At 70.6% G+C, this 19,004-nt stretch carries 21 protein-coding genes; 12 read left to right on the forward strand and 9 right to left on the reverse strand.

Features of this window, described 5'->3' with window-relative positions; genetic code table 11:
- The 3 genes from VJ693_RS05410 to VJ693_RS05420 all read right to left on the reverse strand — a co-directional run.
- Nucleotides 1–381 (reverse strand): FAD/NAD(P)-binding protein (locus VJ693_RS05410; protein ID WP_324152482.1); only part of this gene is annotated, 381 nt, incomplete at its 3' end.
- A gap of 164 nt (nucleotides 382–545) precedes the next feature.
- A complete protein-coding gene (locus VJ693_RS05415) occupies nucleotides 546–1,925 on the reverse strand; it encodes a cytochrome P450 (RefSeq protein ID WP_324152483.1) in 1,380 nt (459 codons plus the stop codon).
- 10 nt (nucleotides 1,926–1,935) lie between these two features.
- Nucleotides 1,936–3,708, reverse strand: a complete 1,773-nt coding sequence (locus tag VJ693_RS05420) for a glutamine--tRNA ligase/YqeY domain fusion protein (RefSeq protein ID WP_324152485.1) — start codon at nucleotides 3,706–3,708, stop codon at nucleotides 1,936–1,938.
- Nucleotides 3,709–3,926: 218 nt separating this feature from the next.
- Between VJ693_RS05420 and VJ693_RS05425 the strand changes: the two genes are divergently transcribed.
- Together VJ693_RS05425 and VJ693_RS05430 are read left to right on the forward strand one after the other, a co-directional pair.
- Complete coding sequence (locus VJ693_RS05425) at nucleotides 3,927–4,397, forward strand: hypothetical protein (RefSeq protein ID WP_324152486.1); 471 nt, start codon at nucleotides 3,927–3,929, stop codon at nucleotides 4,395–4,397.
- A gap of 178 nt (nucleotides 4,398–4,575) precedes the next feature.
- Nucleotides 4,576–5,172, forward strand: coding sequence for a chalcone isomerase family protein (locus VJ693_RS05430; RefSeq protein ID WP_324152487.1), 597 nt, complete (start codon nucleotides 4,576–4,578; stop codon nucleotides 5,170–5,172).
- A gap of 4 nt (nucleotides 5,173–5,176) precedes the next feature.
- Here VJ693_RS05430 and VJ693_RS05435 read toward each other — a convergent pair whose 3' ends face one another.
- Both VJ693_RS05435 and VJ693_RS05440 read right to left on the reverse strand, forming a co-directional pair.
- Nucleotides 5,177–6,007: a LytTR family DNA-binding domain-containing protein gene (locus VJ693_RS05435; protein ID WP_324152488.1), complete on the reverse strand. Its 831-nt coding sequence runs from the start codon at nucleotides 6,005–6,007 to the stop codon at nucleotides 5,177–5,179.
- Nucleotides 6,004–7,110, reverse strand: a complete 1,107-nt coding sequence (locus VJ693_RS05440) for a sensor histidine kinase (protein WP_324152489.1) — start codon at nucleotides 7,108–7,110, stop codon at nucleotides 6,004–6,006. Before VJ693_RS05440 ends, VJ693_RS05435 begins: the two co-directional genes overlap by 4 nt.
- A 212-nt stretch (nucleotides 7,111–7,322) precedes the next feature.
- Between VJ693_RS05440 and VJ693_RS05445 the strand changes: the two genes are divergently transcribed.
- The gene (locus VJ693_RS05445) at nucleotides 7,323–7,826 is read left to right on the forward strand and encodes a hypothetical protein (protein WP_324152491.1); all 504 of its coding nucleotides are present in this window, start codon (nucleotides 7,323–7,325) and stop codon (nucleotides 7,824–7,826) included.
- Between the two features lie 19 nt (nucleotides 7,827–7,845).
- Here the strand turns inward: VJ693_RS05445 and VJ693_RS05450 are convergent, their stop codons facing one another.
- The 3 genes from VJ693_RS05450 to VJ693_RS05460 all read right to left on the reverse strand — a co-directional run bounded on the left by VJ693_RS05450 (nucleotide 7,846) and on the right by VJ693_RS05460 (nucleotide 10,121).
- On the reverse strand, nucleotides 7,846–9,414 hold the full coding sequence (locus VJ693_RS05450; RefSeq protein ID WP_324152492.1) for a DUF853 domain-containing protein: 1,569 nt from the start codon (nucleotides 9,412–9,414) through the stop codon (nucleotides 7,846–7,848).
- Between the two features lie 63 nt (nucleotides 9,415–9,477).
- Entirely contained in the window at nucleotides 9,478–9,717 is a 240-nt protein-coding gene (locus VJ693_RS05455; RefSeq protein ID WP_324152494.1) for a hypothetical protein, read from the reverse strand.
- Between the two features lie 152 nt (nucleotides 9,718–9,869).
- Nucleotides 9,870–10,121 (reverse strand): hypothetical protein, encoded by a 252-nt coding sequence (locus tag VJ693_RS05460; protein WP_324152495.1) that lies wholly within the window; start codon nucleotides 10,119–10,121, stop codon nucleotides 9,870–9,872.
- A 252-nt stretch (nucleotides 10,122–10,373) separates the two neighbouring features.
- On the opposite strand from VJ693_RS05460, the gene VJ693_RS05465 reads away from it, so the two are divergent.
- From VJ693_RS05465 to rng, 9 genes are read left to right on the forward strand one after another with little or no spacing between them, the layout of a single operon-like run.
- Nucleotides 10,374–11,099: a YebC/PmpR family DNA-binding transcriptional regulator gene (locus VJ693_RS05465; RefSeq protein WP_324152496.1), complete on the forward strand. Its 726-nt coding sequence runs from the start codon at nucleotides 10,374–10,376 to the stop codon at nucleotides 11,097–11,099.
- A gap of 10 nt (nucleotides 11,100–11,109) precedes the next feature.
- Nucleotides 11,110–12,399, forward strand: coding sequence for a phosphoribosylamine--glycine ligase (gene purD / locus VJ693_RS05470; protein ID WP_324152498.1), 1,290 nt, complete (start codon nucleotides 11,110–11,112; stop codon nucleotides 12,397–12,399).
- Nucleotide 12,400: 1 nt separating this feature from the next.
- Nucleotides 12,401–13,000 (forward strand): 1-acyl-sn-glycerol-3-phosphate acyltransferase, encoded by a 600-nt coding sequence (locus VJ693_RS05475; RefSeq protein WP_324152500.1) that lies wholly within the window; start codon nucleotides 12,401–12,403, stop codon nucleotides 12,998–13,000.
- A 4-nt stretch (nucleotides 13,001–13,004) separates the two neighbouring features.
- The gene (hemF, locus tag VJ693_RS05480) at nucleotides 13,005–13,931 is read left to right on the forward strand and encodes an oxygen-dependent coproporphyrinogen oxidase (RefSeq protein WP_324152501.1); all 927 of its coding nucleotides are present in this window, start codon (nucleotides 13,005–13,007) and stop codon (nucleotides 13,929–13,931) included.
- Nucleotides 13,928–14,545, forward strand: coding sequence for a nicotinate (nicotinamide) nucleotide adenylyltransferase (gene nadD / locus VJ693_RS05485; protein ID WP_324152502.1), 618 nt, complete (start codon nucleotides 13,928–13,930; stop codon nucleotides 14,543–14,545). The genes hemF and nadD overlap by 4 nt, the downstream gene beginning before the upstream one ends.
- Nucleotides 14,546–15,304, forward strand: coding sequence for a ribosome silencing factor (gene rsfS / locus VJ693_RS05490; protein WP_324152503.1), 759 nt, complete (start codon nucleotides 14,546–14,548; stop codon nucleotides 15,302–15,304).
- Nucleotides 15,305–15,329: 25 nt separating this feature from the next.
- Complete coding sequence (rlmH, locus tag VJ693_RS05495) at nucleotides 15,330–15,800, forward strand: 23S rRNA (pseudouridine(1915)-N(3))-methyltransferase RlmH (protein ID WP_324152504.1); 471 nt, start codon at nucleotides 15,330–15,332, stop codon at nucleotides 15,798–15,800.
- 13 nt (nucleotides 15,801–15,813) lie between these two features.
- Nucleotides 15,814–16,425, forward strand: a complete 612-nt coding sequence (locus VJ693_RS05500; protein WP_324152505.1) for a Maf family protein — start codon at nucleotides 15,814–15,816, stop codon at nucleotides 16,423–16,425.
- Nucleotides 16,426–16,443: 18 nt separating this feature from the next.
- Entirely contained in the window at nucleotides 16,444–17,922 is a 1,479-nt protein-coding gene (gene rng, locus VJ693_RS05505; protein WP_324152506.1) for a ribonuclease G, read from the forward strand.
- Nucleotides 17,923–18,034: 112 nt separating this feature from the next.
- On the opposite strand, the gene VJ693_RS05510 is transcribed toward rng, so the two are convergent.
- Entirely contained in the window at nucleotides 18,035–18,946 is a 912-nt protein-coding gene (locus tag VJ693_RS05510; protein WP_324152507.1) for a LysR family transcriptional regulator, read from the reverse strand.
- Nucleotides 18,947–19,004 lie beyond the last annotated feature (58 nt).

A 19,004-nucleotide genomic window follows, 5' to 3' on the forward strand; every position in this document is an offset into this window, starting at 1 on the left:
GCCCGAGCGCGAGACGAATTCGTTGCGGCGCGCGTGGCCACCGATGTCGTCCAGCGCATCGAGCAGCAGCATGCGCGCCGGCCGGCCGACGTGCTGGCGGAAGAGGTGGGCGCCGGCCAGGCCGCTCAGGCCCGCGCCGACGACGACCAGGTCCTCGACCTGCGGGTCGACCTCGGCCACGCTGTCACGACTTCGCGCGGGGGTGTCGCGCCAGGCGTGGGCCGTGGCGATCACGGCATCGGTCTGTCCCTGCAGCCCGGTGCGGCTGGCGATGGGGTCGGAGCCGACCGGTGCCGCCGCGGTCGCGAGCGGGCCCGTGGCCAGCGCCAGTCCGTTGAGGAAATCTCGGCGGGTGATGTGCGGCGGGGCAGGCGTCGTCATCGAGTCGGGTCGCGGTGGGCCAGGCTGCGGCGACTGCGAATGTGGGCCGCGAAGGGGACACGTGATGATGGCACGGCCGGCCGCGCCGGTGGAGCCCTGCAGATGAACCGTTTGATCTCGATCTTGGTAGCGGCGACGTCGTGCGGCCGCGATCGCGAGCTCTGCTAGCGGTGTGATGAGCGCCGCGCCAGCAGCAGCCGAACACCGCCGCGGGGCCTGAGCGTCACGTTCAGGACCGGCTCGGCGGGTTGCGTCCCGGGCGGGAGCCTCAGGTCGTAGCGCTGAAGCAGCATCGCCGCGACCAACGTCATTTCCAAGATCGCGAAGTGCTGGCCGATGCAGACGCGCGGGCCGGTGCCGAACGGCATCCACGCACCGCGCGGAAAGGGCCGTGCGTCCGGCAGGTAACGCTCGGGACGGAAGGCACCGGGCGCATCGAACCAGCGCGCGTCGCGCTGCAGCACCCAGGGCGTGATGCGCAGCAGTGCGCCGGCTGGGATGGGGTGGCCGCCAAGCCTGATGTCGCGCGTCGTGCGGCGGGTCATCACGGCCGCCACGGGCGGGTACAGGCGCATGGCCTCCTTCAGCGTCGCGCCGAGCCAAGGCAGGGCAGGCAGGTCGCCCGCCTCGGGCTCACGGCCGCTGAGGTGCGCGTCGAGCTCCCGTTGTGCCTGCTCCAGCGCGGCGGGGTGCTCGGCCATCAGGCGGCTCCACCACAGCAAGGCGGTGGCCGAGGTCTCGTGCCCGGCCTGGAAGCTGACCATGCACTGGTCGAACACCTCGGCGGGCGACAGGGCCTCGCCGGTGGTGTCGTCGCGCAACGCCAGCAGGTGGGCGAGCAGGTCATCGCGCTCGACGCCGCCGGCGTCGGCCCGGCGCGCATCGATGTGGCGGGCCACCAGCCCGCGCAGCAGGCGCAGGGCCTGGCGCTTGGCCGCCTTGCCGGGCAGCGGCCACCAGTCGGGCAGGGTGAGCGGCCAGAACATCTCGCGCATGGCCGTCTCGGACAGCACCTGCACCGCCGCCGCGGCCTCGCGCGCATCCTGCGGTGCGCTGCTGGAAAACAGCGTGCGCATGATCACGTCCATCGCCACGCGCGTCCACAGACCGTCCATCGCGACCACCGCTTCGGCCTGCCCGGCAGGCACCGCGTCGTCCAGCGCCGACCGCGCGGCATCGCGCATCAACCCGGCATAGCCTGCGACTCGGCGCGGCGTGAAGGCCGGCTGCAGCATGCGCCGCTGGCGCTGCCAGGTGGCGCCCTCGGTGACCAGCACGCTCTGCCCGAAGACCTGCTCGAAGACCTCGATGCCGCGCTGCCAGCGGATCAGCGCATCGGCCTGGTCGACGAGGGCTTCGCGCACCAGCTCGGGCGTGAAGAGGTCATAGGCCTGTTCGGCCCCAAGCTGCATGAAGGTCAGATCGCCATGCGCGCGCTGCAGGCCCTCGGTGAAGCCGAGGTAGTCCGCGCGCATGGCGCGCAGCAGCGGCAGACCCCACCAGCGGCGTGGCGGGCCGGGTGGGTGGGCGCCGGCAGCGGGCATGGCGCGGGGCCTATTTGGCCCAGCTGTCTTTCAGGCCGGTGATGCGGTTGAACACCGGGGCGCCGGCGCGGTGGTCGATGCGGTCGGTGATGAAGTAGCCGTGGCGTTCGAACTGCAAGCGCGTCTCGGCCGGCACGTCGGCGAGCGAGGGCTCCACGTAGCCGCGCACGACCTGCTTGCTCGCCGGGTTCAGCACGCTGAGGTAGTCGCGCCCGCCGGCATCCGGCTGCGCTTCGGTGAACAGGCGGTCGAACAGGCGCAGTTCGGCGGCCACCGCGTCGTGAGCGCCAACCCAGGTGATGACGCCCTTGACCTTGATGGCGTCGGCGCCCGGCGTGCCGCTCTTGGTGTCGGGCACGACGGTGGCGGTGACGGCCGTGACGCGTCCGTCGGCGTCCTTCTCGCAGCCGGTGCACTCGACGACCACGCCGTATTTCAGCCGCACCTTGTTGCCGGGGAACAGGCGGAAGAAGCCCTTGGGCGGCGTTTCGGCGAAATCGTCACGCTCGATCCACAGCGTGGGCCCGAGGCTGAAGGCACGCTGGCCACGCTCGGGGTGGTGCGGATGCACCGGGGCGTGGCACGGCTCGCGGTGATCGGCGCTGCCGAAGGCCTCGGCCCAGTTGGTGAGCCTGAGCGGCAACGGGTCGATGACGGCCATCGCGCGGGCGACCTGCGGGTCCAGGTCGTCGCGCTGCGCGATATCGAGCACCGAGTAATCGAGCCAGATGTTGGTCTTGCTGGCGCCGGAGTCGTCGGCCATCTTGCGGATCGCCGCCGGCGTGTAGCCGCGCCGGCGCATGCCGGCCAGCGTCGGCATGCGCGGGTCGTCCCAGCCGCTGACGTGCTTTTCGTCGACCAGCTGCTTGAGCTTGCGCTTGCTGGTGATCACGTAGCTCAGGTTCAGGCGCCCGAACTCGTACTGCTTGGGCAGCGGGTGGGCCAGCAGGCCGCCCTCGGCCAGCCGTTCCAGCAGCCAGTCGTAGAAGGGCCGCTGGTCTTCGAACTCGAGCGTGCAGATCGAGTGGGTGATGCGCTCCAGCGCGTCCTCGATCGGATGGGCGTAGGTGTACATCGGGTAGATGCACCACTTGTCGCCGGTGTTGTGGTGGGTCGCCCGCCGGATGCGGTAGATGGCCGGATCGCGCAGGTTGATGTTGGGCGAGGCCATGTCGATCCTCGCGCGCAGCACCATCGAGCCGTCGGCGTGCTGGCCGTCGCGCATCTCGCGGAAGCGCGCCAGGTTCTGCTCCGGCGTGCGGGCGCGGAACGGGCTGTCGGTGCCGGGGGTCGTGAAGTCGCCGCGGTTGGCGCGCATTTCCTCGGCGCTCTGCTCGTCGACGTAGGCCAGCCCGCGCTCGATCAGGTGCTCGGCCGCGCGGTACATGAAATCGAAGTAGTCGCTGGCGAAGTACAGGTGGCTGGTGCCGAAGACATTCCAGTCCCAGCCCAGCCACTGGACCATCTCCTCGATCGCGTCGACGTACTCCTGCTCTTCCTTCTCCGGGTTGGTGTCGTCGAAGCGCAGATGACACACACCGCCGTAATCGCGAGCCAGCCCGAAGTTCAGGCAGATGCTCTTGGCGTGGCCGACGTGCAGGTAGCCATTGGGCTCCGGCGGGAAGCGCAGCCGCACGCGAGCCGGGTCGGACTGACCCGCGGCGTGGTGCGCAGCGTCGCCCGGGCTACCGCCGAAAGGCCGGCCGTCGTACGTGCCGGCGGCGAGGTCACGCTCGATGACCGCGCGCAGGAAGTTGTTGGGAGAGGGTTTGTGTTCGGTCATGAGTCAACGAAGGGCCGCTCATGGACAGCGGGCTCGAGGGCAAGCGGGGATTGTAGTCAGCGCCCCCTTTTCCGGATCCGGGCGCACGGCGCAGGGCGGTTCCCGCGGCGCCAGGCGTTACATCTTGCGACCCGGCCGGGTCAACGCGCCGTCGCCGGGCGCCGTTGCGTGACCATGGGGGCCTTTTCGTGGCCACCGCGATATCCAAGGAGACTGCGATGAGCGCTCGTCTGATCAAGATCCTGCCGGTGGCCGCCGTGCTGGCCGCGGCCGCCTTCGCGCTGCCGGCCCAAGCTGGCGTGAGCTGGTCGATCGGCATCAATGCGCCGATCGCCCCCGGGGTGCAAGTCGGCACCGTCATCGGCGGCGGCCACGTGCCGCGCTACTACGGGCCCGCCCCCGTGGTCTATGCGCCGGTCTACACCCCGCCGCCGGTGGTCTACGTGCCGCCGCCGCCGGTCTATGCACCGGTGGTCTATGGCCCGCCCGCTGTCGTGGTGGCGCCGCGGCCGGTCTATCGCTACTACCGCGCGCCGGTGATCGTGCGCCCGGGCTACGGCTATTACCACCATCACCACGATGGCTGGGATCGCGGCAACCCGGGCCGCGGTGACCCCGGCCGCGGCGACCCCGGCCGCGGCGGCTACGAGCCGATGAGCCAGGTGCATACCACCCGCGTCCTGCGCTGAGTGCTGCGCTGCTGGTCGGCGCCACACGGTGAACGACGGCCGGTACCCAATGGGCACCGGCCGTCTTGTTTTCCCGCCTTGACAGCCTGATGGGGCCCGTGCCCTGATACGCGTTTTGCACGCCGCCCAGCGCCGCCCGGGGGGGCGTGCGGTTCCGCGTTCCTCACCTGGAGACTGCATGAAACCGAGTTCCATGATCGCCCGTTTGTTGAACGGACTGCTGTTGACGATGGCGCTGGCCGGGGCCGCCACGGCCGTCGAGATCGAAGGCGTCAAGCTCGCCGACAGCACCACGGTCGGCGGGAAGGAACTGAAGCTCAACGGGGCGGGCGTGCGCACCCGGGTCATCTTCAAGGTCTACGTGATGGGCCTGTACCTGCCCGAGACGAAGCGGGCCTCGTCCGAGGTGCTGGCCGCCGAGGGGCCGCGCCGCTTCACGCTGTCCATGCTGCGCAACGTCAGCGGTGCCGATCTGGGCGAGGCCTTCATGGCCGGCCTCGACAAGAACTCCGACCAGGCCGAGAGGACCCGGCTGGCCAAGCAGATCGCCAAGTTTGGCGAGATGTTCAAGAGCATCGAGACGCTGAAGAAGGGCGACGTGCTGACAGGTGATTGGCTGCCCGGCACCGGCACCGTGCTGCAGCTCAACGGCAAGCCGCTGGCCGAGCCGCTGCCCGATGTGGCCTTCTACAACGCGATCCTGAAGATCTGGCTGGGCGACAAGCCGGCCGACAGCTCGCTGAAACCCGCGCTGCTGGGTGAAAAGGCCTCATGACACCTCACATGCCCTTGAACCGCGGCGCGTAGATCCGGCTCACGCTGATCCGCTCGGGCCGGCGGCGCAGCACCAGTTGCACCCGCCCGGCCTCGTCGCGCAACGCCTGCGCGATCTCGCGCGCCTGGATGACGATGCTGCGGTGCACCTGCCAGAAGCGCTCGGGGTCGAGCTGCGGCAGCAGCTCGCGCAGCGACGTGCGGATCAGGTGCTCGCGCTCGGCCGTCAACACGCGAACGTACTTGTCGGCCGCCTCGAAATAGACCACGTCTTCGATCGGCACCATGTGCACGACCGAGCCGGACGAGGCCTGGATCACGCTGAGCGGCGGGGCGCTGCCGGGCGTGGCCACGCCCAGCAGCGCCCGCAGCTGGCCGAGCAACTGCTCCCCCGGCAGCGCGCCGGCTGCCGGCCGCTGCCCGACGAGCAGGCCGCGCAGGCGCTGGCAGGCGGCGGCCAGCCGCGCCGGCTGCACCGGCTTGAGCAGATAGTCGACGGCGCTGGCCTCGAACGCCTGCAGCGCGTACTGGTCGTAGGCGGTGATGAAGACGATCAGTGGCAATGGCCGCTCGGCCGGCCAGTCCTCGACGATGGCCTGCGCCGCCTCCAGCCCGCTGCGGCCCGGCATGCGGATATCGAGGAACAGCAGCTGCGGCTGCGACTGCAGCGCGAGCTCGACCGCACTGTCGCCATCGGGCGCCTGGGCGACGATGGCCAGGCCGGGCCAGGCGCGGCCCAACTCGGCTTGCAGGGCCTGGGCGAGCAGGGGCTCGTCCTCGGCGATCAGCGCGGTGGCGGCCAGCTGCGGGTCGTCGGTGGAAGCGGGGTGGTTCATGGGGCGGCCGCCGGCTCGGGCCAGCGCAGGGTGATGACGGTGCCGCCGGCCTCGGCGGGGCCGGCGCACAGGCTGATCGAGGCGGCCGGGCCGTGCAGCGTGGCGAGCCGCTCGCGCACCTGGGCCAGGCCGAAGCCGGTGCCCGGCTCGGCGGCGGCGCGCTCGGCGGCGGCTTGCAGCCCGACGCCGGTGTCGGCCACCCGCAGCACCAGCTCACCGGCCTCGCGCAGGGCCTGTACGCGGATCAGGCCGCCACCGCGCTTGGGCTCCAGCCCGTGCTTGATCGCGTTCTCGACCAGCGGCTGCAGCAGCAGCGGCGGCACCGGCGTGGCGGCCAAGGCGGGCGGCAACTCGAGTTCCACCCGCAGGCGGTCGCCCATGCGCACCTGCATCAGCGCGAGGTAGTCGGCCAGACGTGCGAACTCGGCCGACAGCGGATGCAGCGGCGCGCGGCTCGCGCCGAGCGTGGCGCGCAGGTAGGCGATCAGCCGATCCAGCATGGCCTGGGCTCGTTCGGGATCGAGGGCGATCAACGCGCGCAGGTTGGCCAGCGTGTTGAACAGCATGTGCGGCTCGAGCTGCGATTCGAGCAGCTTGAGGCGGGTTTCGGCCGCCAGGCGCTGCGCGGCCTGCAGGCGGGCCCGCGAGTAGAAGTAATGGGTGGCGCCGACGCCCGGCACCAGCGAGATCATCAACAACGCACCGGCCATGCCCAGGCCGCCCGTGAGCAGCGTGTGGGCTTCGGCCCCGGTGAGTCGGTTGGCGAGCTCGGTGCCGAGGCTGAAGCCGATCAGCGTGCCCAGCACCAGGCAAGCCGACATCCAGCCCCAGCCGGGCCAATCGGCCAGGGCTTGCGGGCCGGGTGGCGATTCCCGGCGATGCACCCAGGCCGATGCCGTGCGCCGCAGCAGGTCGATCGAGATGCTGCAGCCGAGGGCGATGCACCAGGAATAGACCAGCGTGACGCCCGCGTGCTGGCGAAACAGCCCGGCCAGCACGAGCCCGACGCCGCTGCCCAGCACGGCGGCGTAGGCGAGGTGGCGCAGCAGCCGTGCGGCGAAGGCTCGGAGCGTGGGTGGCAGGGGCGAGGGGCGGTCGGCCATCAGGCGGGATTGTGCTCGGCGCGTTCCCGTGCGGAAGCAGCCGGCGACGGCCGGTGGCCCGCCGGCGCGAAGCGGCACGGCGGTGGCGCCAGCGGCGGGCACGGCACCCGTGGCGCCGCGGCCGGCTTGCATCCAGGGCGCCGTGGACGTCGTATGTGATCCAGGGGCCGTCGCCGCCGCCCGCCCGCTGAACCGCCACCGAGGAGACCTCCATGACCCGCTATGCCGAAGTCCGCCATGACGAGTGGATTGCCGCCGACCTGGGCACCGTCCGATCGCAATTTGCCGACCTCGAACACCACATCGAGGCCAACGTGCATCCGAAGCTCGGCTTGCGGGTGCTGCAGCAGACTGCCCGGCGGGCTCGCTACATCCAGGAGGTGACGCTGCTGGGCATCCGGCAGCGCGACGTGTTCGAGCGCGAGTTCGGTGCCGACGGCAGCATGACCGACACCTCGGTCGAGGGCTTCAACAAGGGCGGCTCGCTGCACTTCGAGTTCGGGCCGGAAACGCGCGGCGACCGGGCCGGCACGGTGGTGTCAGTGACGATCCGCCTGCCGCTGCCGCCGGTGGTGGGCGCCTTGATCCGGCCGCTGCTGGAAGGGCAGATCCGCCGCGAGCTGCTGGCCGCGGTCGCCGAAGACAAGCACGACCTGGAAGTGCGGGGCTACGTGCAGCGCAGCACGGCGCGACCGACGCTGGCCGAGGCGGCGTGACCGAGCCGCCGGGGCACCATCAGCGCCGGCGCGAGGTGCTGCCGCCGAGGATCGAGCCCAGCACGCCGCGCACGATCTCGCGGCCGACCGCCGACCCCACCGAGCGCATGGCGCTCTTGGCCGCTGCCTCGGCCAGCCCTTCGCGCCGGCCGCCCCGTGGCCCGGTGCTGCCGAACAGGATGTCCCCGAGGCCACCCAACAGGCCGCCGCCGCCCGGGGCCGGCGGCGTGGCTGCACCGGGCAGGTTGGCCGGGCTGCGGCGGGTGGCGGCCTCGGCCTCGTCGGCCATCGAGCGCGCCGCGTCGGCGCTGGCCGCGGCGCGGCCCTTGAGCTTCTCGTAAGCCGAGTCGCGGTCGACCACCTTTTCGTAGACGCCGGCTACCAGCGAGCCCTGCACCAAGGCCTGGCGCTGCGCCGGCGTGATCGGGCCGATCTGGCTGCCGGGCGGGATCACATAAGCGCGCTGGGTGATTTCGGGGCGGCCCTTGGCATCCAGGAAGCTGATCAGCGCCTCGCCGACCGCCAGCTCGGTGATCGCGGTGGCGATGTCCAGGCCCGGGTTCGCGCGCATCGTCTCGGCGGCGGTCTTCACGGCCTTCTGGTCGCGCGGCGTGAACGCGCGCAGCGCATGCTGCACGCGGTTGCCGAGCTGGCCGAGCACGGTGTCGGGCACGTCCAGCGGGTTCTGCGTCACGAAGTAGACGCCCACGCCCTTGCTGCGCACCAGGCGAACGACGAGCTCGATGCGCTCGACCAGGGCGGTCGGCGCGTCCTTGAACAGCAGGTGCGCCTCGTCGAAGAAGAACACCAGCTTGGGTTGTTCCAGGTCGCCGACTTCGGGCAGCGACTCGAACAGCTCTGACAGCATCCACAACAGGAAGGTGGCATACAGCCGCGGCGCGTTCATCAGCTTGTCGGCGGCCAGGATGTTGATCACCCCCCTGCCGTCGACGGTCTGCATGAAATCGGCGATGTCGAGCATCGGCTCGCCGAAGAACTTGGCGCCGCCTTGCTCCTCGATCTGCAGCAGGCCGCGCTGGATCGCGCCGATCGAGGCCGCGCTGACGTTGCCGTACTCGGTGGTGAACTGGCTCGCGTTGTCGCCCACGTGCTGCAGCATCGCGCGCAGGTCCTTCAGGTCGAGCAGCGCGAGGCCGTGGTCGTCGGCGATCTTGAACACCAGGTTCAACACACCGGCCTGGGTCTCGTTGAGTGCGAGCATGCGGCCCAGCAGCAGCGGGCCCATATCGCTGACGGTGGCGCGCACCGGGTGGCCCATTTCGCCGAAGACGTCCCACAGCGTGGCGGGGCAGGCGATGGGCTCGGGCGCGTCGAGGCCACGTTCTTTCAGCACGGCGGCGAGCTTGTCGCCGATCCTGCCGGGCTGGGTGATGCCGGTCAGGTCACCCTTGACGTCGGCCATGAAGACCGGCACGCCGATCTTCGAGAAACTCTCGGCCAGCGTCTGCAGCGTGATGGTCTTGCCGGTGCCGGTGGCCCCGGTGATCAGGCCGTGCCGGTTGGCGAGGCCCGGCAGCAGGTGGCATTCGATGTCGCCGTGGCGGGCGACGAGAAGGGGATCGGCCATGGGTGCGTTCTTTCGAGAGTCGGCTGGAGTGGCCAGCCGAGTCTAGCGCCCTGGCCGAGCGGCTCAGCGGCTGAGCTCGATGCGCGTCGGACGCTCCATCGTCTGCACGTTGCCCACGCTGCTCGACGTCGTGCCCTTGGGGCGCGTGCAGGACGCGGGCACGCGGGTGCCGGTTTGCGGCTCGCAGTCGCGCGGGCCCGCAGCCACCTTGTTGTCGGAGCCGTCGGGCTGGGGCGCCGCGCAGGCGCCGAGCAGCACGGCTGCCAGGGCGGGCAGCACGAAGGTCAGGCGTCGTTGACGCATGGAACATCCTCCACATGACAAAAGAAAGGGCCGCAGCGATCCGGCGCTGCGGCCCACGTGGACGTCGATGGTAACGCGCTGTGACGGTCGGGTGTCCCTGGTCAGTTAGGGGGGGGCTCGCCCGGACGTGCGCCGCCGGTGTGCGTTCGGCGTCAGTTGCCGCCGTTCATCGGCTGGTGGCGCTGCATCTCTCGGATGGCCGCCGTGTTGTTGGTCGACTTGACCAGGTTCGAGCAGGTGGTCGCGATCCGGCTGCCGGTGGTCGTGGCGCACTTCTGGCGCGACGGATCCGGAATCGGGCCCTGGGCGACGGCTTCCGGTTCCGGCTCGGCGGGCGGAAGCGCGCAAGCAGCCAGGCCGGCGGCCAGGGCCACGAACACGGGGGCAAGATGGATGGGACGCATGCTCGAATCCTCCGAATCTGGGTTGAAGCGGCGGCTGCGCTCGTGGCGCGGCCCCGCCGCTACGCATGGTAGCGCCGTGGCGAGGGACTGTGGGCAAAGCCCGTATCCAGCTCGGCGCGGCGACTGCGTCGTCCGAGTCGCCCCCGCGCGCCAGGCCTGCCGGCGCGCCCCCGGGCTAAAATGATCAGTTCCCCATCGTCGAAGCAGCCGCCCCGGTCTACCGATCCGAGGGGCGGCGCCACAGGAGTTTTCATGGCCGGTCATTCCAAATGGGCCAACATCCAGCACCGCAAGGGCCGCCAGGACGAAAAGCGCGGCAAGGCCTGGACGCGGGTGATCCGTGAAATCATGGTCGCGGCCCGGCTGGGTGGCGGCGACCCGACCGCCAACCCGCGGCTGCGGCTGGCGATCGAGAAGGCCAAGGCGGTCAACCTGCCGGTCGACACCGTCAAGCGCAACATCGACAAGGCCACCGGCAACCTCGAAGGCGTCAGCTACGAGGAAATCCGCTACGAGGGCTACGGCATCGGCGGGGCGGCGATCATCGTCGACTGCATGACCGACAACCGGGTGCGCACGGTCGCCGAAGTGCGGCACGCCTTCAGCAAGTACGGCGGCAACCTCGGCACCGAAGGCTCGGTGGCCTTCCAGTTCAAGCACTGTGGCCAGCTCGTGTTCGCCCCCGGCACCTCGGAAGACAAGGTGATGGAGGTCGCGCTCGAGGCCGGCGCCGACGACGTGATCGCCGGCGACGATGGCTCAATCGAGGTGCTGACCGCGCCGACCGACTTCGAGGCGGTGAAGAACGCGCTCGAGGCGGCGGGCCTGAAGCCCGAGATCGCCGAGGTGACGATGCGCGCCGAGAACACGATCACGCTGACCGGCGAGGACGCCGCAAGGATGCAGAAGCTGCTCGACGTGATCGAGGACCTCGACGACGTGCAGGACGTTTATCACAACGCCGAGATCGAAGAGTGAGCACCCAAGCATGAACGTCCTGGTGATCGGCGGCGGTGGCCGCGAGCATGCGCTGGCCTGGAAGCTGGCGGCGAGCGAGAAGGTGCAGCATGTCTACGTGGCGCCGGGCAACGGCGGCACGGCGCTGGACAAGCGGCTGACCAATGTCGCCATCACCGACCCCGACAAGCTCGCCGACTTCGCCGTCGCCGAGAAGGTGGGCCTGACGGTCGTCGGCCCCGAGGCACCGCTGTCGCAAGGGGTGGTCGATGTCTTCCGCGCCCGCGGCCTGCGCATCTTCGGCCCGACCAAGGCGGCGGCCCAGCTCGAGAGCTCGAAGGCCTTCGCGAAGGATTTCATGAAGCGCCACGGCATCCCGACCGCGGCCTACGAGACCTTCAGCGATGCCGCGGCCGCGCATGCCTACATCGACCGGCTCGGCGCGCCGATCGTCGTCAAGGCCGACGGCCTGGCGGCCGGCAAGGGCGTGGTCGTCGCGATGACGCTGGAAGAGGCGCACGAGGCCGTGCGCTTCATGCTGGAGGACAACACGCTGGGCGTGCAACACAACGCCGGCGGCGCGCGTGTCGTGATCGAGGAGTTCCTGCAGGGCGAGGAAGCCAGCTTCATCGTGCTGTGCGACGGCAAGAGCGTGCTGCCGCTGGCCACCAGCCAGGACCACAAGCGCGTCGGCGACGGCGACACCGGCCCGAACACGGGCGGCATGGGCGCCTACTCGCCGGCGCCGGTCGTCACGCCCAACGTGCACGCCCGCGCGATGCACGAGATCATCCTGCCCACGATCGCCGGCATGGCCAAGGACGGTATCCCGTTCACCGGCTTCCTCTACGCCGGGCTGATGATCGATGCCAACGGCCAGCCCAAGACGCTGGAGTTCAACACCCGCATGGGCGACCCGGAGACGCAGCCGATCATGATGCGGCTCAAGAGCGACCTGGTCGACGTGCTGGTGCACGCCTGCGACGGCACGCTGGATCAGGTCGAGCTGCAATGGGATCGCCGCTTCGCGCTCGGCGTCGTGATGGCCGCGGCCGGCTACCCGGCCAATCCGCGCAAGGGTGACGCGGTCACCGGCTTGCCGGCCGACGCAGCGGGCAGCGAGGATGCGATGGTCTTCCACGCCGGCACGGCGCCGCAGGGCAAGCAGATCGTCACGAGCGGTGGCCGCGTGCTGTGCGTGACGGCGCTGGGTGATTCGGCGCGCGCGGCGCAACACCGCGCCTACGAGGTGCTGCAGGGCATCCGCTTCGACGGCGCAATCTTCCGCTCCGACATTGGCCACCGTGCCATCAAACGCTGAGGTGACAGACCGGCTGCCGCCCGCAGGGCGCGGCAGCCGCCTGGCCCGCGCGTTGCTGCGCCTGGCCGGCTGGGAGCTGGTGTTCGACGGCCTGCCGGCGCGCCAGGGCATCCTCATCGCCTACCCGCACACCTCGAATTGGGACTTCGTGGTCGGCGTGCTGGCCAAGTGGAGCCTGGGGCTGCATCTGTCGTTCTGGGGCAAGGACAGCCTGTTTCGCCTTCCGCTGTTCGGCCGCTGGCTGCGTTGGCTGGGCGGCATCCCGGTCGATCGCTTCAACGCCAGCGGCATCGTCGCCGACATGGTGGCGCGCTTCCGGCGGGCCCGTGCGCAGGATGATTTCCTCTGGCTGGCGCTGGCCCCCGAGGGCACACGCCGGCACCAGCCCCATTGGCGCAGCGGCTTCTACCAGGTGGCGGTGCAAGCAGGCGTGCCCTTGGGGCTGGCCTTCTTCGACTACCGCCGCAGGCGTGTCGGCGTGCAGGGCTTCCTGCGCCTGAGTGGCGAACGCCAGGTCGACCTGGCCGCCATCGCCTGCGCCTACGATGGCGTGATCGGCCGCCACCCCGACCTGGCCGGGCCGATCGCCTTGAAGGAGTGACCCCATGAGCTTCGACACCACGGCGGCCCGCGCCTATTTCGTCGGCCTGCAAGAGCGCATCGTCGATGCGCTGGCCGGGCTCGATGGCCAACCCTTCCTGCGCGACGCCTGGACCCGCCCGGCCGGCGAGCGCCTGCAGGGCGACGGCATCTCCCGCCTGGTCGAGGAGGGGAACCTTTTCGAGCGCGGCGGCTGCAATTTCAGCCACGTGCAGGGTGCGGCGATGCCGGCCTCGGCCACCGCCCATCGGCCGGCACTGGCCGGCGCGCCGTTCGAGGCCATGGGCGTGTCGCTGGTGCTGCACCCGCGCAACCCGCATGTGCCGACGGTGCACATGAACGTGCGCCTGTTCGCCGCCCGGCCGGCGGGTGCGGAGCCGGTGGTCTGGTTCGGCGGTGGCATGGACCTCACGCCCTACTACGGCGTCGAGGCCGACGCGGTGCACTTCCACCGCACGTGCCGCGACGCACTCGGCCCCTTCGGGCCTGAGTTGCACCCGCGCTTCAAGCGCTGGTGCGACGAGTACTTCTTCCTCAAGCACCGCGATGAGCCCCGCGGCATAGGCGGCGTCTTCTTCGACGATTTCAACGAGCTCGGCTTCGAGCGCAGCTTCGCGATGACGCAGAGCGTGGGCGACGCCTTCCTCGGCGCCTACCTGCCGATCGCCGAGCGCCGGCGCGACACGCCCTACGGCGAGCGCGAGCGCGACTTCCAGGCCTACCGCCGGGGCCGCTACGTCGAGTTCAACCTGGTGTTCGACCGAGGCACCCTGTTCGGCCTGCAGTCGGGTGGGCGCACCGAGGCGATCCTGATGTCGATGCCGCCGATCGCGCGTTGGCGCTACGACTGGCACCCGGAGCCCGGCACGCCGGAGGCCCGGCTGTACAGCGATTTCCTGCGCCCGCGCGACTGGGCCGACGAGAACTGGTGAACGCCACGCCCGCGCGCCGCATCGGCGTCTATGGCGGCAGCTTCGACCCGCCGCACCTCGCGCATCTCGCACTGGCCCGTGTCGCCCGCGATGCGCTGGGCCTGGACGAACTGCGCCTGCTGCCGGCCGGCAAGCCGTGGCAGAAGGCGGGTCGCATCCACGCCGATGCCGCGCAACGCGAGGCGATGCTGCGCCTGCTCATGGCCGGCGAACCCGGCCTTGTGCTCGACCCGCGCGAGCTTCGGCGCGAAGGCCCGAGCTACACCGTCGACTCGCTGCGCGAGCTGGCGACCGAGTTCCCGGGCGCGGCGCTGTTCCTGGTGATCGGCGCCGATCAGTTCGGCCAGCTCGACACCTGGCACGAGGCCGACGCCATCCCGCAACTGGCCACGCTGGCCGTCGCCGCCCGCGAGGGCCAGACGCCGAAGCCGCCGGCGGCCTGGGCTGCCCGGCAGCTCGACTGGCGGGAGCTTCCGCTGCCGCGAATCGACATTTCGGCCACCCTGGTGCGCCACCTCGCCGCCGCCGGCAGCCCGATTGCCCCGCTGGTGGGCGAAGCGGTCGCAGGCTATATTGACCAACACCAGCTCTACCGGGCAGCCCCCGGCCCCTGAATGGACATCCGCAAACTGCAGCGCGCCATCGTCGATGGCCTCGAAGACGTGAAGGCTCAAGCCATCGTGGTCTTCAACACCGAACACCTCTCGCCGCTGTTCGAGCGCGTCATCGTCGCATCGGGCACCAGCAACCGCCAGACGAAAGCGCTGGCGGCGAGCGTGCGCGACGCGGTGAAGGCCGGCGGCATGCCGGTGCTGCGCACCGAGGGTGAAGACAACGGCGAATGGATCATCGTCGACTGCGGCGCGGCCGTGGCCCACATCATGCAGCCGGCGATCCGCGACTACTACCGCCTCGAGGAGATCTGGGGCGGCAAGCCGGTCAAGCTGAAGATCGCTTCCGACAAGACCACGCTGCCCAAGGCCTCGGAATCCGCGGACGAGGCAGATGAGGTGCCGGTGAAGAAGAAACCGGCGGCGAAGAAGGCGACCGCAGCGCATGCGGCGCCGACCGAGAAGTCGGCCGCCGGCCGCGCCGCGCTCGGGAAGTCGGCGCCCAAGCGCCGCACTGCCGGCGACGGTGCTGCCACCGCGAAGAAGCCGGCTGCGGCGCGCAAGGTCAGCAGCGGCCATGCCAGCGGCGCCGGCGCAGCGGCGAAGAAGGCGGCGCCCGCCAGGAAGGCTGCTGCCCCGGTGAAGAAGGCCGCTGCCGCGAAGACCGTTGCGACCAAGAAGGCGGCCCCGGCGAAGAAGGCGCCGGCCCGGAAGTCGCCGGCGGCCAAGGCCGCCCCGGCGCGCAAGAGCGCCGCGCGCTGACGCACGGCCCGACCGTTTCGCTTCCATGCGCCTCGTGATCGCGGCGGTCGGCCAGCGTCAGCCGGCCTGGGTCGACGCGGCCTACGACGATTTCGCCAAGCGGTTTCCGCCCGAGATGCGGCTGGAGCTGAAGGCCGTCAAGGCCGAGCCGCGCAGCGGCGGCAAGACTGCGGCGCAGCTGATGGCCGCCGAGGCGCAGCGCCTCGAGGCCGCCTGCCCCAAAGGCGCTCGCCGGGTGCTGCTGGACGAGCGCGGCAGCCGGCTCACCACGGTGCAACTGGCCGAGCGCATGAGCGCCTGGCGCGGCGAGGGCCGCGACGTGGTCTTCGTCATCGGCGGGCCCGACGGGCTCGACCCCACGCTCAAGGCCACGGCCGACGAAACACTGCGCCTTTCCGACCTGACGCTGCCGCACGCCTTCGTGCGTGTGCTGCTGGCCGAGGCGCTGTACCGCGCGTGGTCGCTGGCCATCGGCCACCCTTACCATCGAGAGTGACTGACCCGGCGCCATGGCACCTGTCCACGATTTCATCTACCTGGCGTCGCAAAGCCCGCGCCGCCGGCAGCTGCTGGGCCAGATCGGCGTGCAGCATCAGCTGCTGCTGGCCGGCGACGGTGAAGACGCCGAGGCGCTGGAGGCCACGCGCCACGGCGAGCTGCCCCGGGTCTACGTCGAGCGCGTCACGCGCGCCAAGTTGATGGCCGCGCGCGATCGGCTGGCGCAGCGCGGCTTGCCGGCCGCGCCCATCCTCTGCGCCGATACCACCGTGGCACTCGGGCGACGCATCCTCGGCAAGCCGGCGGACACCGCCGAGGCCGTCGCCACCTTGCAGGCCCTGTCCGGCCGCAGCCACCGGGTGCTGACGGCGGTGGCGGTGTGGGACGGCCGGCGCAGCGCGCTGGCGGTGAGTGATTCGAGCGTGCACTTCGCGCCGCTGCCGGCCGAGATCATCGAGGCCTACGTCGCCGGCGGCGAGCCCTTCGGCAAGGCTGGCGCCTATGCGATCCAGAGCTCGCTGGCCGGCTGGATCAGCCGCATTGCCGGAAGTTACTCCGGTATCATGGGTTTGCCCCTCTACGAGACAACCCAGTTGCTGCGCCGCGCTCGACTGCGCTTCTAGCAACTGCGGCGAGGCCCCATGCACGACATCCTGATCAACTGGGCCCCGCAGGAGACGCGGGTGGCCCTCATCGAGAACGGCGCTATCCAGGAGTTGCACATCGAGCGCGCGCTGGAGCGCGGCCTGGTCGGCAACATCTACCTCGGCAAGGTCGCTCGCGTGCTGCCCGGCATGCAGAGCGCCTTCATCGACATCGGCCTGGAACGCGCCGCCTTCCTGCACGTGGCGGATCTGCACACCGCCACCTACAACCCCCGCGCCACGAACGACGGCACGCCGCCACCGCCGATCGAGAAGCAGGTCTTCGAGGGCCAGACGCTGACCGTGCAGGTCGTGAAGGACCCGATCGGCACCAAGGGCGCGCGGCTGTCGACGCAGATCAGCATTGCCGGGCGCATGCTCGTCTTCCTGCCGCAGGACAACCACATCGGCATCTCGCAGAAGATCGGCTCGGCCGAGGCGCGCGACCAACTGCGCGCGCGCATGCTGGCCCTGGTCGGCAAGCCGGAAGACGGTGGCGGCGGCGGCTTCATCCTGCGCACCAACGCCGAGGAAGCCACCGACGCCGAACTGGCCGACGACATCAACTACCTGCGCAAGACCTGGGCCCAGATCCGCCAGCGTGCACTCGCGCAGCCGGCCGGCACGCTGCTGCACCAGGACCTGAGCCTGGTCGAGCGCGTGCTGCGTGACCTGGCCACCGAAGCGACCCAGTCGATCCGCATCGATTCGAAGATGCAGTACGACCTGCTCAAGGCCTTCGGCGCTGTCTACACGCCCACCGCGGTGGCCAAGCTCGAGCACTACCGCGGCGAGCGGCCGATCTTCGACCTCTTCGGCATCGAGGAGGAGATCTCGCGCGCGCTGGCGCGGCGGGTCGAACTGAAGTCGGGCGGCTATCTGATCGTCGACCAGACCGAGGCGCTGACGACGATCGACGTCAACACCGGCGGCTTCGTCGGGGCGCGCAACTTCGACGACACGATCTTCAAGACCAATCTCGAGGCGGCGCAGGCCATCGCGCGGCAACTTCGGCTGCGCAACCTGGGCGGCATCATCATCGTCGACTTCATCGACATGGTGCGCGAGGACCACCAGCAGGCCGTGCTGGCCGAGTTCCGCAAACAGCTCAGCCGCGACCGCACGAAGACGACGGTCAGCGGCTTCACGCAGCTCGGCCTGGTCGAGATGACCCGCAAGCGCACTCGCGAATCGCTGGCCCACATGCTGTGCGAGCCGTGCCCCACCTGCCAGGGCCGCGGCCAGGTCAAGACCGCGCGCAGCGTCTGCTACGACGTGCTGCGCGAGATCCTGCGCGAAGCACGCCAGTTCAACCCTAAGGAGTTCCGCGTCGTCGCCAGTGCCTCGGTGGTCGAGATGCTGCTCGACGAAGAGAGCTCGCACCTGGCGGACCTCTCCGCCTTCATCGGCAAGCCGATCTCGCTGTCGGCCGAGCCGACGATGAATCCGGAGCAGTACGACATCGTGTTGCTGTAGGCCCCCACGCCCCCTTCCGGGGGCTGCCCCCCGGAGGGGGCTCGCGCAGCGGACCGGCGAAGCCGGATCCGCGCACGCCACTTGGAGAGGGCGGCGCTTCGCGCGCCCGGCCTCAATCGATGCTCACGGCAGCTTCGGCGAGCAGCCAGTCAAAGGCTTGGTTGGCAAGCGGCGTGCGGGGTGTGAGTCGGCTGCGCATCAGCCAAAGGCGCTCGCGCGGGGCGGGTGGGACTTGGGGCAGCGCCACGGCGGCGCCGCGGGCCATCGCATCGGCGGCCAGTACGCGCGGCAGCCGGGCGATGCCTTGCTCGTGCAGCACGGCATCGAGCAGCAGACGCTCGTCCTGGATCGTCGCCGCGCGCTGGATGTGCAAGTCTTTCAGCGCCGGCGCCGCCAGCAGCCCACCCCACTCGGGCTCGCGCTCGAGGAACAGGATCGGCGCCTTCTCGAGCAGCTTCGGCCAGGGGCTGCGGGCCAGCTTCTCGGCCCAGCGCGGGCCGGCCAGCGCGACGCTCTCGTCCTCCAGCAGCGGCACGCATTCCACGTCGGCACGGTGCAGCGGGCGGCGCGAGACGACGAGGTCGACATCGATGCGGTCGATCGCGGTGATCTCGCGCTCGGGCATCAGCCACACCTCCAGCCCGTCATGCTCCGCGCGCAGCCGGCCCAGGCGCGGCAACAGCCAGCCGTGCGCGGCATCGGCCGGGCAGGCGAGCAGCAGCGAGGCCTTGTTCTTGTAGGGGGCGATGCGGTCGAAGCCGGCCTGCAGGCGCTGCAGCGTCTCGCGCGTCGTGGCCAGCAGCAACTCGCCCGCGCCGGTCAGCTTGACCCCGTGGCCGTGGCGCAGGAACAGGCGCTGGCCAACATGCGCCTCCAGCTTCAGCACCCGCTGGCTGATGGCCGACTGGGTCAGATTGAGCTCGTCGGCCGCCCGCGAGAGGTTGCCCAGCCGGGCCGTTGCCTCGAACGCGACCAGGCTCGCGAAGGGGATCTCGCGCCGTGCGCCGGTATCAGCAGAATTCATGGTAACTTTGGTTCGGCTAATGGACTTGCCAGGGACGGCGTCACATCATCGCCTCATC

The organism is Ideonella sp., assembly GCF_035254525.1.
In the GTDB taxonomy this organism is placed as follows: domain Bacteria; phylum Pseudomonadota; class Gammaproteobacteria; order Burkholderiales; family Burkholderiaceae_C; genus Ideonella.